Origin of the sequence: Georgenia satyanarayanai, assembly GCF_009193135.1 — a bacterium.
Lineage (GTDB): Bacteria > Actinomycetota > Actinomycetes > Actinomycetales > Actinomycetaceae > Oceanitalea > Oceanitalea satyanarayanai.
The window spans coordinates 298,659-315,061 of record NZ_VUKC01000001.1; the positions used below are offsets into that span (position 1 = coordinate 298,659).

At 73.7% G+C, this 16,403-nt stretch carries 13 protein-coding genes; 7 read left to right on the forward strand and 6 right to left on the reverse strand.

From position 1 onward, the window contains the following. The first annotated feature begins 26 nt into the window (after window positions 1-26). The 5 genes from glyA to GD632_RS01425 all read left to right on the forward strand — a co-directional run bounded on the left by glyA (window position 27) and on the right by GD632_RS01425 (window position 6,885). A complete protein-coding gene (gene glyA / locus GD632_RS01405) occupies window positions 27-1,325 on the forward strand; it encodes a serine hydroxymethyltransferase (RefSeq protein ID WP_152187877.1) in 1,299 nt (432 codons plus the stop codon). Beyond that, window positions 1,322-2,197, forward strand: coding sequence for a bifunctional methylenetetrahydrofolate dehydrogenase/methenyltetrahydrofolate cyclohydrolase (locus GD632_RS01410; protein ID WP_152187879.1), 876 nt, complete (start codon window positions 1,322-1,324; stop codon window positions 2,195-2,197). Before glyA ends, GD632_RS01410 begins: the two co-directional genes overlap by 4 nt. A 1-nt stretch (window position 2,198) precedes the next feature. Next, window positions 2,199-3,395, forward strand: a complete 1,197-nt coding sequence (locus tag GD632_RS01415; RefSeq protein WP_152187881.1) for an MFS transporter — start codon at window positions 2,199-2,201, stop codon at window positions 3,393-3,395. Between the two features lie 112 nt (window positions 3,396-3,507). Further along, window positions 3,508-5,994 (forward strand): gamma-glutamyltransferase, encoded by a 2,487-nt coding sequence (gene ggt, locus GD632_RS01420; RefSeq protein WP_452176632.1) that lies wholly within the window; start codon window positions 3,508-3,510, stop codon window positions 5,992-5,994. Between the two features lie 75 nt (window positions 5,995-6,069). After that, window positions 6,070-6,885: an exodeoxyribonuclease III gene (locus GD632_RS01425; RefSeq protein ID WP_152187883.1), complete on the forward strand. Its 816-nt coding sequence runs from the start codon at window positions 6,070-6,072 to the stop codon at window positions 6,883-6,885. Window positions 6,886-6,907: 22 nt separating this feature from the next. Here GD632_RS01425 and galK read toward each other — a convergent pair whose 3' ends face one another. From galK to GD632_RS01440, 3 genes are read right to left on the reverse strand one after another with little or no spacing between them, the layout of a single operon-like run. Beyond that, complete coding sequence (gene galK, locus GD632_RS01430) at window positions 6,908-8,140, reverse strand: galactokinase (protein ID WP_152187885.1); 1,233 nt, start codon at window positions 8,138-8,140, stop codon at window positions 6,908-6,910. After that, a complete protein-coding gene (gene galT, locus GD632_RS01435; RefSeq protein WP_152187887.1) occupies window positions 8,137-9,333 on the reverse strand; it encodes a galactose-1-phosphate uridylyltransferase in 1,197 nt (398 codons plus the stop codon). The genes galK and galT overlap by 4 nt, the downstream gene beginning before the upstream one ends. Continuing rightward, window positions 9,326-10,159, reverse strand: coding sequence for a DeoR/GlpR family DNA-binding transcription regulator (locus GD632_RS01440; protein WP_226924401.1), 834 nt, complete (start codon window positions 10,157-10,159; stop codon window positions 9,326-9,328). The genes galT and GD632_RS01440 overlap by 8 nt, the downstream gene beginning before the upstream one ends. 205 nt (window positions 10,160-10,364) lie before the next feature. Here GD632_RS01440 and GD632_RS01445 point away from each other — a divergent pair, with 205 nt between their 5' ends. Beyond that, window positions 10,365-11,651: a YihY/virulence factor BrkB family protein gene (locus GD632_RS01445; protein WP_152187889.1), complete on the forward strand. Its 1,287-nt coding sequence runs from the start codon at window positions 10,365-10,367 to the stop codon at window positions 11,649-11,651. 110 nt (window positions 11,652-11,761) lie between these two features. On the opposite strand, the gene GD632_RS01450 is transcribed toward GD632_RS01445, so the two are convergent. From GD632_RS01450 to GD632_RS01460, 3 genes are read right to left on the reverse strand one after another with little or no spacing between them, the layout of a single operon-like run. Then, the gene (locus GD632_RS01450; protein ID WP_152187891.1) at window positions 11,762-12,505 is read right to left on the reverse strand and encodes a succinate dehydrogenase/fumarate reductase iron-sulfur subunit; all 744 of its coding nucleotides are present in this window, start codon (window positions 12,503-12,505) and stop codon (window positions 11,762-11,764) included. Continuing rightward, a complete protein-coding gene (locus GD632_RS01455) occupies window positions 12,502-14,475 on the reverse strand; it encodes a fumarate reductase/succinate dehydrogenase flavoprotein subunit (protein ID WP_193311289.1) in 1,974 nt (657 codons plus the stop codon). The genes GD632_RS01450 and GD632_RS01455 overlap by 4 nt, the downstream gene beginning before the upstream one ends. A 21-nt stretch (window positions 14,476-14,496) precedes the next feature. Then, the gene (locus GD632_RS01460) at window positions 14,497-15,189 is read right to left on the reverse strand and encodes a succinate dehydrogenase cytochrome b subunit (protein WP_226924403.1); all 693 of its coding nucleotides are present in this window, start codon (window positions 15,187-15,189) and stop codon (window positions 14,497-14,499) included. A 99-nt stretch (window positions 15,190-15,288) separates the two neighbouring features. Here GD632_RS01460 and GD632_RS01465 point away from each other — a divergent pair, with 99 nt between their 5' ends. Further along, window positions 15,289-16,383, forward strand: a complete 1,095-nt coding sequence (locus GD632_RS01465) for a mannose-1-phosphate guanylyltransferase (protein WP_152187893.1) — start codon at window positions 15,289-15,291, stop codon at window positions 16,381-16,383. Window positions 16,384-16,403 lie beyond the last annotated feature (20 nt).

Below are 16,403 nucleotides of genomic sequence, written 5' to 3' on the forward strand. Positions count from 1 at the left end.
CACCCAGTGAGACATGCGGAGGAACGATGAGCCAGCCCACCGACACGCGCCCGGTCGCCGACCAGGCCCTCGCCGAGCTCGACCCCGAGATCGCCGCCGTCCTCGACGGCGAGCTCACCCGCCAGCGCGAGACGCTGGAGATGATCGCCAGCGAGAACTTCGTCCCGCGCGCCGTCCTGCAGGCGCAGGGGTCGGTGCTGACGAACAAGTACGCCGAGGGTTACCCCGGCAAGCGCTACTACGGCGGCTGCGAGCAGGTCGACGTCGCCGAGAACCTCGCCATCGACCGCGCCCGGTCCCTGTTCGGCGCCGCGTACGCCAACGTCCAGCCCCACTCCGGCGCCACCGCCAACGCCGCGGTGCTCCACGCCATCGCCCGTCCCGGTGACAAGGTGCTCGGCCTGTCGCTGCCGCACGGTGGCCACCTCACCCACGGCATGAAGATCAACTTCTCCGGCCGCCTCTACGACATCGCCGCCTACGGCGTCGACGAGCAGACCCACCGCATCGACATGGACCAGGTGCGCGAGCAGGCCCTCGCCGAGCGGCCCAAGGTCATCATCGCCGGCTGGTCCGCCTACCCCCGTCACCTCGACTTCGCGGCCTTCCGGGCCATCGCGGACGAGGTCGGCGCCTACCTGTGGACCGACATGGCCCACTTCGCCGGGCTCGTCGCCGCCGGCCTGCACCCCAACCCGGTGCCGCACTCGGACGTCGTCTCCACGACCATCCACAAGACCCTCGGCGGCCCCCGCTCGGGCATGATCCTGTCCCGCGACGCCGAGGAGCTGGGCAAGAAGCTCAACTCCGCGGTCTTCCCCGGTCAGCAGGGCGGCCCGCTCATGCACGTCATCGCCGCCAAGGCCGTGGCGCTCAAGGTCGCCGCCGGCGCGGAGTTCGCCGACCGGCAGCGCCGCACCCTCGAGGGCGCGCGCATCATCGCCGAGCGGCTCATGGAGCCCGCCGTCCGCGAGGCCGGCATCTCCGTCGTCACCGGCGGCACCGACGTCCACCTCGTCCTCGTCGACCTGCGCAACTCCGCGCTCGACGGCCAGCAGGCCGAGGACCTCCTCCACGCGGCCGGCATCACGGTGAACCGCAACGCCGTGCCCTTCGACCCGCGGCCGCCGCGTGTCACCTCCGGCCTGCGCATCGGCACCCCGGCCCTGGCCACCCGCGGCTTCGGCGCCGCAGAGTTCACCGAGGTCGCCGACATCATCGCCACCGCCCTCACCGAGGGCACGGCGGCCGACGTCACCGCGCTGCACGCCCGGGTCACGACGCTGACCGACGCGTTCCCGCTGTACGAGGGCCTGCAGCAGTGAGCGCGCGCGTCCTGGACGGCAAGGCCACCGCGGCGCAGATCAAGTCCGAGCTGGCCACCCGCGTGACCGCGCTGCGCGAGCGCGGCGTCGTGCCCGGGCTGGGCACGGTGCTCGTCGGCGACGACCCCGGCTCGCGCAGCTACGTCGCCGGGAAGCACCGCGACTGCGCCGAGGTCGGCATCGAGTCGATCCGCGTCGACCTGCCCGCCACGGCCACCCAGGAGGAGATCCTGGAGGCGGTGGACCGGCTCAACGCCGACCCCGCCTGCACCGGGTACATCGTCCAGCTCCCGCTGCCCGCGGGTGTCGACACCAACGCGGTCCTGGAGCGGATCGACCCGGACAAGGACGCCGACGGCCTGCACCCGACGAACCTCGGGCGCCTCGTCCTGCGGGTCAAGGAGCCGGTGACCAGCCCGCTGCCGTGCACCCCGCGCGGCGTCATCGAGCTGCTCGACCGCTACGACGTCGACCTCGAGGGCGCGCACGTCGTCGTCGTCGGCCGCGGGACCACGGTGGGGCGCAGCATCGGCCTGCTCCTCACCCGCCGCGACGTCAACGCGACCGTCACCCTCACCCACACCGGCACCCGCGACCTCGCCGCGCACGTGCGCCAGGCCGACGTCGTCGTCGCGGCCGCCGGGGTGCCGGGGATCGTCACCGCGGACATGATCCGCCCCGGTGCGGCGGTGCTCGACGTCGGCGTCAGCCGCGTCGAGGACCCCGAGACCGGCCGGGCGCGCCTGCGCGGGGACGTCGCCGACGGCGTCGCGGACGTCGCTGGGTGGCTCTCGCCCAACCCGGGCGGGGTCGGGCCGATGACCCGCGCCATGCTGCTCGCCAACGTCGTGGACGCCGCAGAGCAGGCCTGAGTTGGGGCCCCGGCGCCCCGGGCGTCCGACCTGGGCGGTCCTCGCCGTCCTGCTGCTGGCCGTGTGCCTGCGCGCGCCGGTGACCTCGGTCGGCCCGCTCCTCGAGCGGGTCGGCGAGGACACCGGGCTCGGCCCCACGGCGCTCGGGCTCCTCGGCTCCCTGCCGGTCATCGGGTTCGGCGTCGGCTCGGCGCTCGTCCACCGACCGGCGATGCGCTTCGGCCTCGAGCGGGTCATCGCGCTCGCCCTCGTCGCCCTGGCGGGCGCCGTGGTCCTGCGGTCGGTGCCCGTCGTCGGTGCGCTGTGGGTCGGTACCGCCGTCATCGGCATCGCCTCGGCCGCGGGCAACGTGCTCGCCCCGGCGGTGATCAAGCGGGACCACCCCGGGCGGATCGCGCTCCTCACGGCCTGCTTCACCGCGGTCATGACGACGACGGCGGCGACCGCGTCCGGGCTCGCCGTGCCCGTCTCGGACGCGTGGGGCGGCGGGTGGCGCCTGCCGCTGGGAGCGCTCGCCGCCGTCGTCGTGCCCGTCGCACTGCTCTGGGTCGTCCGGGCGGTGCGCACGCCCCGGTCGGTGGAGGAGGACGCACCGGCCCTGGCCGCCACCGACGCGCCGCGGTCGGTGACGATGTGGCGCAGCCCGAGCGCATGGGTGGTCAGCGCGTTCATGGGGCTGCAGTCCGCCTCGTTCTTCACCCTGGCCACCTGGCTCCCCACGGTCGAGACCTCCCTCGGCGTGGACCCCCGCGCCGCCGGGTGGCACCTGTTCGTGCTCCAGCTCGTCGGGATGCTCGCGGGGCTGCTCGCCGCCACGCTCATGCGGGGGCGCACCGACCTGCGCCCGCTCGGCGTCGTCATCAGCCTGTGCATCGTCGCGGCGATGGGCGGGCTGCTGCTCGCGCCGCAGGCCGCCGTCGCGTGGGTGGGACTGGCTGCCGTGGGGACGGGCAGCTCCCTCGTGCTCGCGCTGAGCCTCTTCGGGCTGCGCACGGCCCACTCCCGGCACACCGCCCAGCTCTCCTCGATGGCGCAGACCATCGGGTACGCGATCGCCGCGTGCGGGCCGCTGCTCGCCGGCTGGGTGGGCGGGACCTTCTCCTGGGGTCTCGTGCTCGTCGTCGTCGGCGCCTTCGGGGTGGCGCAGCTCGTCGTCGTGCTCGGGGCCGCCCGCCCGGGCCTCATCCTCGGCCGCTGAGCCGTCCGGACAGTGGCGACCCGGGGGGGGGTTCCCGATGGGCGGGGCCGTCAGTAGCATCCCCGGAAAGGACACGCGGGAAGGGTCCCGGGTCCGCGATCCCGACGGGGGGATGAGGATGTCCCAGACACATCGGCGGCCATGGAGAACGGCCGCAGCCCTGCTCCCAGGAGTGGCGCTGGCGGTGGCCTACGCGCCGGCGGCCCACGGCCTGCCGCAGGAGCACGACAGGGAGGCGACGGCCACCGGCTACGACGGTGCGGTCGCCTCCCTCGACCCGTACGCCTCCCTCGCCGGCCTGGAGGTGCTGCGCGAGGGCGGGAACGCCGTCGACGCCGCCGTCGCGGCCTCCGCCGCGCTCGGCGTCACCCGTCCCTACGACGGGAGCATCGGCGGCGGCGGGTTCTTCGTCCTGTACTCCGCCGGCACCGGGGAGGTGACGACGATCGACTCCCGCGAGGAGGCGTGGGCGGCGATGGAGCCCGACGTCTTCCTCGAGGACGGCGAGCCCATCCCCTTCGCCGAGCGGCGCGTCTCGGGCCTGTCCCAGGGGGTGCCCGGCCTCGTCGCCGGCTGGGACCTGGCGCTGGCGGAGTACGGCACGATGTCGCTCGAGGAGGTCCTCGCCCCGGCCGTGCGGCTGGCCGACGACGGCTTCGTCGTCGACCCCCAGTACGAGTCGCGCACCGAGGACAACCTCGAGATCTTCCGCGACTTCACCTCGAGCAGCGCGACCTTCCTCGTCGACGGCGAGGCGCCGCAGGCCGGCAGCGTCATCACCAACGAGGACCTCGCCCGCACCTACCGCCTGCTCGGCGAGCACGGCCCGTCGGTCTTCTACGCGGGCGAGATCGCCGAGGCGATCGTCGAGACGAACACGGCCCCGCCGCTGGCCGACGGCGCCGAGCGGCCGGTGCGGCCCGGGGAGATGACCCTGGCCGACCTCGCCGGCTACGAGGCGCTCGAGCGGGAGCCGACGGTCGTGGACTACCGCGGCCTGGAGGTCTACGGGATGGCGCCGCCCTCGAGCGGTGGCTCGACGGTGGGGGAGGCCCTCAACATCCTCGAGGGCTTCGACCTCGGGGGGATGCCCGAGGAGGAGGTCCTCCACCACGTGGCCGAGGCCTCGGCCCTCGCCTTCGCCGACCGCAACGCCTACGTCGGTGACGAGGACTTCCTCGACGTCCCGCTCACCGGGCTGCTCTCGCAGGGCTTCGCCGACGAGCGGCGCGAGCTCGTCGGCCCGGAGGCGCAGGCCCGGCCCGTCCCCGCGGGTGACCCGTGGCCCTACGACGACGGCGAGGGTCCCGCGGCGGACGCCGGGTCCGAGGAGGGCCACGGCTCGACGACGCACCTCACCGTCGCCGACCGGTGGGGCAACGTCGTGAGCTTCACGTTCACGATCGAGCAGATCGGTGGCAGCGGCATCGCCGTGCCCGGCTACGGCTTCCTGCTCAACAACGAGCTCACCGACTTCGAGACCGACCCGGACCACCCGGCCAACGCGCCGGCACCCGGCAAGCGGCCACGCAGCAGCATGGCACCGACGATCGTGCTCGACGACGGCGCCCCGGTCGCCGCGTTCGGCTCGCCCGGCGGCGCCACGATCATCACGACCGTCCTCCAGGTGGCGGTCAACCACCTCGACCTCGGCATGTCCCTGCCTGAGGCGATCGCCGCTCCGCGCCTGTCCAGCCGCAACGGGGCCGCCAGCGAGGCGGAGGCCGGGATCGCCGGCGGCGCGCTCGGGGCCGCCCTGCGGGAGCGTGGTCACACGGTCACGGAGGTCGCCACGCTCGGCAACGTCACCGGCGTCGCCTTCCTGCCCGACGGCCGGCTGCAGGCGGCCGCCGAGCCCGAGCGCTCGGGCGGGGGTGCCGCGATGGTCGTCCGACCGGAGGACGTCCCGCCGGGCGGCCGGTCCCCGCAGTTCCACCTGAGCAACGACTGGAGGGGGACGACCGACGAGGTCTTCCGCTACGGCCGCACCGGGGACGAGGTCCTCGTCGGCGACTGGGACGGTGACGGCGTGGACACCATCGCGGTGCGCCGCGGGAACGTCGTCCACGTGTCCGGCGGCCACCGCGGCGGGGACGCCGCCCGCACCTTCACCTACGGGCGCCCGGGCGACGTGCTGCTCGTCGGCGACTGGGACGGGGACGGCCGCGACACGCTCGCGGTCCGCCGTGGCAACGAGTACCACGTGAGGAACCGGCTCGCCGGTGGCGACGCCGACCGCGTCGTCCGCTACGGCCGCGAGAACGACGTCGTCGTCGTCGGCGACTGGGACGGCAACGGGACGGACACCCTCGCGGTGCGTCGGGCCGCCACCTACCACGTGCGGAACTCCCTGCGTGGCGGGGACGCCGACACGGTGTTCACCTACGGCCGGGCCGGTGACGTCACCCTGGCGGGTGACTGGGACGGCAACGGGACCGACACCCTGACGATCCAGCGCGGCCGGGTCTTCCACGTGAGCAACTCCCTGCGTGGCGGGGACGCGGACCACGTCCTCACCTTCGGCCGCGAGGGCGACGAGGTGTACGTCGGGGACTGGGACGGCAACGGCACCGACACCCTGGGCGTGCGCCGCCCCTAGGACGGGCCGGCGGGCCCCGCAGCGGCGGGTCCCGCCGGTTTCGGCCATGTCACCGCCCGAGGCGAGAATGGCCGGATGCTGAGAATCGCCACCGTCAACGTCAACGGGCTCCGTGCCGCCGTCCGCAAGGGCATGGACACCTGGCTCGCCGAGCGCTCACCCGACCTGCTGCTCCTGCAGGAGGTCCGGGCGCCCGACGACATGCTCCACGAGCTCCTCGGCGCGGGCTGGCACGTGGCCCACCAGGCCAGCGACCTCAAGGGCCGGGCCGGGGTGGCCGTCGCGTCGCGACTGCCCGCCACCGCCGTGCGGGTGGGCCTGGGGGACGACGAGCCGCCCGTCGACACCGGGCGCTGGGTGGAGATGGACGTCGAGCTGCCGGGGAGCGACCGTCCGCTCACCCTCGTCTCGGTCTACATCCACTCCGGGACGGCGAGCGAGCCGGAGCGGATGGCCGCGAAGTACGCGCACCTCGACAAGGTCACCGCCCGGCTCACCGCGCTGTCGGAGCAGGCGGCGGCGGGGGAGCGGGACGTCGTCCTGGGCGGGGACGTCAACATCGTCCACCGGCCGGTCGACATCAAGAACTGGACGACCAACCACAACCGCACCTCCGGCGTGCTCGACGAGGAGATCGCCTACCTCGACCGCTGGTTCGACGACCTCGCCTACGTCGACCTCGGGCGCCGTCTCGGTGGCGAGGGCCCCGGTCCCTACACGTGGTGGTCGATGCGGGGGAAGGCCTTCGACAACGACGCCGGCTGGCGGATCGACTACCTGCTCTCCTCACCGGGCCTCGCCGAGCGGGCCTGCTCGGCCACGGTCGACCGCGCGGCCGCCTACGACCAGCGCTTCTCCGACCACGCCCCGCTCGTCGTCGACCTCGACTGAGGAACCCGGGAGCGGGTGCGGCTCAGGCGACGCGGACGGCCGGGGTGCTCGCCGGGGCGAGGAGGAAGGCCGGCTCGGCGAAGCCCGCGGCGGCGAAGGCCGCGGTGACCTCCCCGGCCACCCGCTCCGCCTGGCCGGTCGGCAGCAGCGCGATGGCCGAGCCGCCGAACCCGCCCCCGGTCATCCGGGCGCCGTGGGCGCCGGCCGCCGTCGCGGTCTCGACGGCGAGGTCGAGCTCGGCGCAGGAGATCTCGTAGTCGTCGCGCATCGAGGTGTGCGAGGCGGCCATGAGCGCCCCGAGCCGCGCGGCGCGGGCGGCGTCGAGCGGCCCGTCCTCGAGCAGCTCGGCGAAGCGCGCGACGCGCTCGATCTCGGTGACGACGTGGCGCACCCGGCGCCGGACGACGGCGTCGCCCAGCGCGGACAGGGCGGCGTCGAGGTCGGCGACCTCGCGCAGCGTCCTCACCCCCAGCTGCCCGGCCGCCCGCTCACAGCTGTCGCGACGCTCGGCGTACTGGCCGTCGACGAGCGCGTGCGGGGCCCGGGTGTCGATGACGAGCAGCTCGAGCCCCGCCGCCCCGAGGTCGAACGGGACCTGTCGGGTGGAGCCGTCACGGCAGTCGAGGAGCAGCGCCCGGGCCTCCTCGGCGCGCAGGGACGCGGACTGGTCCATCCCGCCGGTCGGCGCGCCGGCGACCTCGTTCTCCGCCCGCACGCAGGCGGCCGCGAGGCGGGCCCGGCCGGCGTCGTCGGCCGCCAGGCCCAGTCCCCACAGCTCGTCGAGCGCGATCGCGACGGCGCACTCGAGCGCCGCGGAGGAGGAGAGCCCGGCGCCGTAGGGCACGCAGCTGTCCACCGCGACGTCGAAGCCGGCCACCCGGTCGGCGGGGACGAGCCCCTCCGCCACGAGCGCCCACGCGACGCCGACGACGTACGCGGCCCAGCCCTCGACCGCACCCGGCGTACCGACCGGGCCGACGCCGTCGAGGTCGACGACGCGGACGCCCGGCTCCTGGCCGGAGGCGAGCCGCACGGTCCGGTCCGCTCGCCGGCGGACCGCGACGTAGGTGCGGTGGGGCAGCGCGACCGGCAGGCACAGGCCGCCGTTGTAGTCGGTGTGCTCGCCGATGAGGTTGACGCGGCCGGGAGCCGCCCACACGCCGTCGGCGGGCCCGGGACCGAGGGCAGAGGCGAGGAGGTCACGGGCCCGGCGCGCGCCGCCGTCGGCGGTCCAGGCGGGGGCGAGGACGCTCACGCGAGGACCTCCCGCAGGCGGTCGGCGACCCGCTCGGGGGTGGTGTCGGAGACCCACGCGCCCATGCCGGACTCCGAGCCCGCGAGGTACTTGAGCTTGCCCGGGGCGCGGAGGACCGAGAAGAGCTGCAGGTGCAGGCGCAGGTCCTCGCGGCCCTCGCGGACGGGTGCCTGGTGCCAGGCGGAGATGTAGGGCAGCGGGATGGCGCGCCGCTCGCCGTCGGCGCCCTCCTCGACGAAGAACTGGTCGCCCGCGCGCAGGAGGCGCAGGTAGATGCCGGCGAGGTCGGTGCGCTCGGCGTCGGTGAGGGCCGGCAGGTCGGGGACGTCGCGGCGCGGGGCGAGGTGGACCTCGACGGGCCAGCGGGCGGCGGCGGGGACGTAGGCGACCCAGTGCTCGGACTCGGCGACGACGCGGCGCCCGGAGCGCAGCTCGGCCTCCAGGACGTCGCGCAGGAGGTTGCGGCCCGTGGCCGCGCGGTGCTCACGCGCCTGGCGGAGCATCGTCGCGGTGCGCGGGGTGAGGTAGGGGTAGGCGTAGATCTGCCCGTGCGGGTGGTGGAGCGTCACCCCGATCTCGCGGCCGCGGTTCTCGAAGCAGAAGACCTGCTCGATGCCGGGCAGGGCACCGAGCTCGGTCGTCCGGTCCGCCCAGGCCTCGATGACGGTCCGCATGCGGCCCACGTCGAGGGTGGCGAGGGATGCCTCGGGGTCGGGGGAGAAGCAGATGACCTCGCAGCGGCCGGCCGCCGGGCGGACGGGCCACAGGGGCTCGCCGTCGAGGTGGGTGACGACGTCCTCCTCCCCGGGCACCTGGACGAGGGAGGGGAAGCGGTTCTCGAAGACGACGACGTCGTAGTCGTCTGCGGGGATGTCACCGTCGGAGTACGCGGCGCCCGGCCTGGCCGGGGCGAGCGGGTTGGCGTCCGCCGGGGGCAGGTGGGTGCGGTTCATCCGGTGGGTGGCCATCGGCACCCACTCGCCGGTGAGGACGTCGTAGCGCATCTGCGGGCCGGTGAAGGGCCGCGTCTCGCCGTCGGGGCCCGGGACGGGGGCGAAGCGCTCCGGGAGGGGGCGCGGGTCGTCCAGGCGCCGGGTGGCGGCGCCGGAGACGTAGGGCTCGGAGTCGTCGAAGTAGAGGATCTCGCGGCCGTCGGCGAGCGTTCCCCGGGTCTTGCGGACGGTGTCAGTCATCGGGAGCGATCTCCAGGGAGAAGTCGTGCGTGGCGGCGGCGGTGAGGGTCTCCTCGTCCGGCTGGACGTCGGTGACGAGGGCGGCGAGGTCCTCCGCCCGGCAGAAGGTGCGCAGTCCGCGCACGCCCCACTTGCTCGAGTCCAGGACGGCGACGGCGCTGCGGCCGGTCGCGAGGAGCGCCGAGTTCGTCGACGCCTCCTGGAGGTTGGGGGTCATGAGGCCGATCTCGGGGTCGAAGCCGTGCGCGCCGAGGAAGACCCAGTCGACCCGGACGTCACGCAGGTAGTCCACGGTGGCCGGCCCGACGAGGGCGTCCGAGGGGGTGCGCTCGCCGCCGGCGAGGACGACGGTCGGGGCGGGGCGGCCGGCCTCGCGCGCCTGCATGGCGGCCTGGTGGAGGACGTCGGCGGCGGGCAGGGAGTTGGTGATGACGGTGAGCGTGGCGAAGTGGGGCAGCGCGGTGAGGGCGCGGGCGACGGCGAGCGTCGTCGTGCCGGCCGAGAGGGCGACCGCGTCCCCCGCCTCGACCCGTGAGGCCGCCAACGTGCCGATCCGCGCCTTCTCGCCGGGGTGCTGCCCCGCCTTGAGGGCGAAGGCCGGCTCCTGGGCGGAGCGGCTGGGGGCCACGGCGCCGCCGTGGACGCGGGCGACGAGCCCGCGACGCACGAGGCTGGTGATGTCGCGGCGGATCGTCATCTCCGAGACGCCGAGCTGGTCGACCATCTCGGCCACCCGCACGCCACCGTGCTGGCTGACCGCTGCCAGGATCTGCTGCTGGCGCTGCCGGGCGAGCAGGGGAGGCGCCTCGGGACGCGCGGTGTCCATGGCGACCAGTGTGCCAGAAAAGGGCCCAGAACCGAACATGTCCGATCATCGGTCCTCGCGGCCCGTGCCCCACGGTGCACCCGTCGAGGTTACCGAGCACCCGGTCGAGCGCGAGCCCGGTGCCGGGGCGGGCACATGGCGTGCGAGGGGTGGCCCCGGTGGCTGCTGATGCCGGACCCGGCCGTCGTCCCTAGGCTGTGCGGCCATGAGCACCGCTGACGAGGGCCGCCCGACGTTCGGGGAGCGCCTCGCCGCGCTGATGTCCCGCTGGGAGCACTCCCGGCCCGGCCGGGGGCTGGCCCGCTACGCCAAGAGCAACGGCGGCCTGCTCGCCGGCGGCATCACCTACTCCGCGCTGTTCTCGATCTTCGCGGCGCTGACGATCGGCTACACCGTCTTCATGACGGTGCTCGGCAACAACGCAGAGCTGCGCGAGACCGTGCTCCAGAGCGTGGACGACGCGCTGCCCGGCATCATCGACACGGGCACCAACGGGGGGCTCCTCGACCCCGACTCCCTCGTGCTCAGCACCGCGCTCAACCCGGCGAGCATCGCCGCGGCCGGTGTGCTGCTGTGGACGGCCATCTCGGTCATGGGTGCCCTCAAGCGGTCGATCCGGATGATGTTCGGCATCGTCGCCCCCAAGGAGAGCCCCGTGTTCACCCGGGTCCGCGACCTCGGCGGCTTCCTCATCCTCGGCCTGGCGGTCGTGACGACGGCGGCGCTCGGCATCGCCGCGGGCGCGGCCGGGCAGTGGGTGCTCGACACCATCGGGATCGAGGGCACCTTCGCCTCCGTGGCGCTGCGCGTCCTCGGGTACCTCGTCGCGCTGGCCGTCGACGGCGCGGTGTACCTGCTGCTCTTCCGCGTGCTCGCCGGGGTGCACGTGCCCCGGCGCGACCTCCTCGTCGGGGCCCTGCTCGGTGCGGTGGCCTCCACGGTGCTCCGGCTCTTCGGGACCACGATCGTCGGGGGAGCCGACAACCCGCTCCTCGCGACGGCGGCCGCCCTCATCACCCTCCTCCTGTGGGTCAACCTCCTCGCCCGCGTCACCCTGATGATCGCGGCGTGGACCGCCAACCCGCCCGCCCCGCCCAAGCCGGGCGCCCCGAGCGCGACGAACTTCGACGAGCACCCCAACTACGTCACCCTCTCGGTGCCCCGCACCCTCACGTGGGACTACGAGGCGACCACCGGGACCGTCCAGGCCGACGAGGAGTCACGCGAGCAGACCCTCGTCGCCGACCTCGAGCACCTGGGGGACGAGGGGGAGGAGGTCCTCGCCCTGCGGCACGCGGCGGACGAGCGTGAGGAGCGGGACGAGCGGATGGCCGTCGAGGCCCGCGCCCGGGACGCCTACTGGGGCGGCCTGGTGGGCCGGGTGCGCGAGTGGAACCGCGGCCGGTTGCGGCGCCGCCACGCGAGCAAGGACGCCTACGCCCAGCGCGCCACGCGACGCCGCAAGGCCCGCGGCGAGACCCGCCACCACTGACCCACCCCCCAAGAACGTCGCAGCTGGTCGGCTGGCCGACGCCCAGCGGCGCTGAGGCGTCAGGCAGTTGACCAACTGCGACGTTTGGGGGCGGGGGAGGGGGCGGCTGGCTAGGCGCCGTGACGCAGGGCGGTCCGCAGGTCGAAGTTGAGCTGGTTGATCGTGTCGAGCGGGATGCCCTTGGGGCACACGGACGCGCACTCACCGATGTTCGTGCAGCCGCCGAAGCCCTCGGCGTCCTGCTGGGCGACCATCGACACGACACGCCCGAGCCGCTCCGGCTGGCCCTGGGGCAGCTTGCCGAGGTGGGTCACCTTGGCGGCGGTGAAGAGCATCGAGGAGCCGTTGGGGCAGGCCGCGACGCAGGCGCCGCAGCTGATGCACGCGGCCGCCTCGAAGGCGGCGTCCGCGTCGGCCTTGGGCACCGGGGTCGCGTGGGCGTCCGGGGCCGCGCCGGTGTTGGCGGAGATGAAGCCGCCGGCCTGGATGATCCGGTCGAAGGCCGAGCGGTCGACGACGAGGTCCTTGATGACCGGGAACGGGTCCGCGCGCCACGGCTCGACGGTGATGGTGTCGCCGTCCTTGAACGAGCGCATGTGGAGCTGGCAGACCGTCGTGACCTCCGGCCCGTGCGCGACGCCGTCGATCATGAGGCCGCACATGCCGCAGATGCCCTCGCGGCAGTCGTGGTCGAAGGCCACCGGCTCCTCACCCTGCCCGATGAGCTGCTCGTTGAGGACGTCGAGCATCTCGAGGAAGGACATGTCCTCGGAGACGTCGTCGAGCCGGTAGTCGACCATCCGGCCGCGGGTGGCGGCGTTGGCCTGGCGCCAGACCTTGAGGGTGATTCTCACTTGTAGCTCCGCTGCTTCATCTCGACGTACTCGTACACGAGGTCCTCCTTGTGGAGCACGGGCGGTGCACCGGTCCCGGTCCACTCCCAGGCCGCGACGTAGGCGAACTCCTCGTCGTGGCGCAGCGCCTCGCCGTCCTCCGTCTGGCTCTCCGCGCGGAAGTGACCGCCGCAGGACTCGCGGCGGTGCAGCGCGTCGATGCACATGAGCTCGCCGAGCTCGATGAAGTCGGCGACGCGGCTCGCCTTCTCCAGGGACTGGTTGAAGTCGTCGGCCGCTCCGAGCACCCGCACGTCGCGCCAGTACTCCTCGCGCAGCGCCCGGATCTTCTCGATGGCGGTCTGCAGGCCCTCGGCCGTGCGCTCCATGCCGCAGTACTCCCACATGATGTGCCCGAGCTCCTTGTGGAAGGAGTCGACCGAGCGCGTGCCGCCGGCGTTCATGAGACGGGAGATGCGGTCCTCGACCGACGCGCGTGCCTCGAGCACCGCGGGGTGGTCCTCGGACACCTTCTCGAAGGGGCCGTCGGCGAGGTAGTCGTTGATCGTGTTGGGCAGGACGAAGTACCCGTCGGCTAGGCCCTGCATGAGCGCCGAGGCACCCAGGCGGTTCGCGCCGTGGTCGGAGAAGTTCGCCTCACCGGTGACGAAGAGGCCGGGGATCGAGGACTGGAGGTCGTAGTCGACCCAGAGCCCGCCCATCGTGTAGTGGACGGCCGGGTAGATGCGCATCGGCACCTCGTAGGGGTTCTCCCCGGTGATGCGCTGGTACATGTCGAAGAGGTTGCCGTACTTCGACTCGACGGCCTTGCGGCCCATCCGCCCGATCGCCTCGGCGAAGTCGAGGTAGACGCCGCGGCGCACGCCGTCGACCGCCGGGCCCACGCCGCGGCCGTCGTCGCACACGTTCTTCGCCTGGCGGGAGGCGATGTCACGGGGGACGAGGTTGCCGAAGGCGGGGTAGATGCGCTCGAGGTAGTAGTCGCGGTCCTCCTCGGGGATGTCCCGCGGGTCCTTGTCGCAGTCCTCGGCGCGCTTGGGCACCCAGATGCGACCGTCGTTGCGCAGCGACTCGCTCATGAGCGTGAGCTTGGACTGGTAGTCCCCGGACACCGGGATGCACGTGGGGTGGATCTGGGTGTAGCACGGGTTGCCGAACAGGGCGCCCTTGCGGTGCGCGCGCCAGATCGCCGTCGTGTTCGAACCCATGGCGTTGGTCGACAGGTAGAAGACGTTGCCGTAGCCACCGGTGGCGAGGACGACGACGTCGGCGAGGTGCGTCTCGATCTCGCCCGTGACCATGTCGCGGACGATGACGCCGCGGGCCTTGCCGTCGACGACGACGAGCTCGAGCATCTCGTGGCGCGTGTACATCTGCACCGTGCCGGCGGCGACCTGGCGCTCCAGCGCCTGGTAGGCGCCGATGAGAAGCTGCTGGCCGGTCTGGCCGCGGGCGTAGAAGGTGCGGGAGACCTGGACGCCACCGAAGGAGCGGTTGTCGAGCAGGCCGCCGTACTCGCGGGCGAAGGGCACGCCCTGGGCGACGCACTGGTCGATGATGTTCGCGCTGACCTCGGCGAGGCGGTAGACGTTGGACTCGCGGGCGCGGAAGTCGCCGCCCTTGACCGTGTCGTAGAAGAGCCGGAACGTCGAGTCGTTGTCGTTGCGGTAGTTCTTCGCCGCGTTGATGCCGCCCTGCGCGGCGATCGAGTGCGCCCGGCGGGGGGAGTCCTGGTAGCAGAAGGACTTCACCTGGTAGCCGGCCTCACCGAGGGTGGCGCCGGCGGAGGCGCCGGCCAGGCCGGTGCCGACGATGATCGCGCTGATCTTGCGACGGTTGGCCGGGTTGACGAGGCGGGCGCCGAACTGGCGCTCACGCCAGCGGCGCTCGACCGGGACGGTGGTCGGGGCCTTGGTGTCGGCGATCGGGGCGCCCTCGCGGTAGAGGCCGTCGATGAGCTGGTCGGTCATGTGAAGCACTACTCCGCGGGTCTAGACGAGCCCGAAGGCGATGGCGAGCGGCGGGACGAGGAAACCGACGACGACGAGGACCGCGACGGCGAGCGCCGCCGCCTTGATCTTCGGCTGCCGGGTGCGGTTGGACCAGCCGAGGGTCTGCGCCGCGCTGAAGATGCCGTGGCGCAGGTGCATGCCGAGGGCGACCATCGCGACGACGTAGATGGCCACCAGCCACCACGTCTCGAAGGCGGCGACGAGGCGGTCGTAGGGGCTGTCGAAGGAGCCGCCGACCTCGATCGTCAGGGTCGTGAACTGCAGGATGTGGAAGACGATGAACAGGAGGAGGGCCACACCGCCCCACATCATCGTCCGCGAGGACAGGCTCGAGGACACCGACCTCTTCATCACGTACTTCTGCGAGCGGGCGGCACGCTTGCGCCGGGTGAGGACCGTCGCGGACCACACGTGCAGCACGAGGCTGACGATGAGGCCCAGGCGCATGACCCACAGGAAGCCCGACTCCGGCAGCATCGGCTCGCCGAGCACCCGCAGGTGGTGGGCGTAGTCGTCGAAGGCCTGCTGGCCGGACAGCGCCTTGAGGTTGCCGTACATGTGGGCCAGCACGAAGAGCAGGAAGATGACGCCCGTGACGGCCATGACGAGCTTGAGGGCGACCGACGTGCGGCGGGCCTTGACCTGCCGCGCTGCAGTATGAGTGGTGGACACACGAGCATGGTATCCACGTCGTGGACATGGTCGGGACCATGGGCCCGGGTGAGCGGCGGGGGTGTCCACGGACGCGACGAGGCTGTCTAGGCTGCCGCCATGAGCCACAGCCAGATCCCCGGCTTCCACGCGGTCGTGCCCGCCGGCGGTGCCGGCACCCGGCTGTGGCCGCTCTCACGCCGGTCGCACCCGAAGTTCCTCCTCGACCTCACGGGCAGCGGGCGCACCCTCCTCCAGGGCACCTGGGACCGGCTCGCGCCGCTCGCGGACGGCGTCACGGTCGTCACGGGCGAGGCGCACGCGACCGCGGTGCGGGAGCAGCTGCCGGGGCTGGCGGACGGGGCGCTCCTCACCGAGCCGTCCGGGCGGGACTCGATGGCCGCGATCGGGCTCGCGGCGGCCCTGCTGCGCGAGCGGCACGGCGACGTCGTCGTCGGTTCCTTCGCGGCCGACCACGTCGTGCGCCGCCCGGCGGCCTTCGCCGCCGCCGTCCGGGAGGCCGTCGCGGCGGCCCGCGCCGGGTACGTCGTGACGATCGGGATCGAGGCCGACCACCCCTCGACGGCCTTCGGCTACGTCGAGTCCGGGGCGCCGCTCGGCGTCGCCGGTGCACCGTCGGCCCTCCACGTCGCCTCCTTCGCCGAGAAGCCCGACGCCGCGACGGCGGCCACCTACCTGGCCACCGGCCGGTACCGGTGGAACGCCGGCATGTTCGTCGTGCGCGCCGAGGTGCTGCTCGAGCACCTGCGCCGGCTGCAGCCCCCGCTGCACGACGGCCTCCTCACCATCGCCCGGGCCTGGGACGGGCCGGAGCGGGAGGAGGTCCTCCTGCGCGAGTGGCCACGGCTCACCCGCATCGCCATCGACCACGCGGTCGCGGAGCCGGCCGCCGCCGACGGCGGGGTCGCCGTCGTCCCCGCCGAGCTGGGGTGGGACGACGTCGGCGACTGGCGCTCCCTCGCGGCGCTGCTCCCCGTCGGCCCCGACGGCGTGCGGACGCTGGGCGGGGGACGGACGCTCGCCGCCGACAGCGCCGGCTCCGTCCTCGTCCCGGCCACGGACCGGCTCGTCGCGGTGCTGGGGCTGCCCGGCGCCGTCGTCGTCGACACGCCCGACGCGCTGCTCGTGACGACGACCGACCACGCCCAGCGTCTCAAGGAGGTCGTCGACCTCCTGCCCGACGCGCTCCGCTGAGGCGCGCTAGGGTCGCTGGG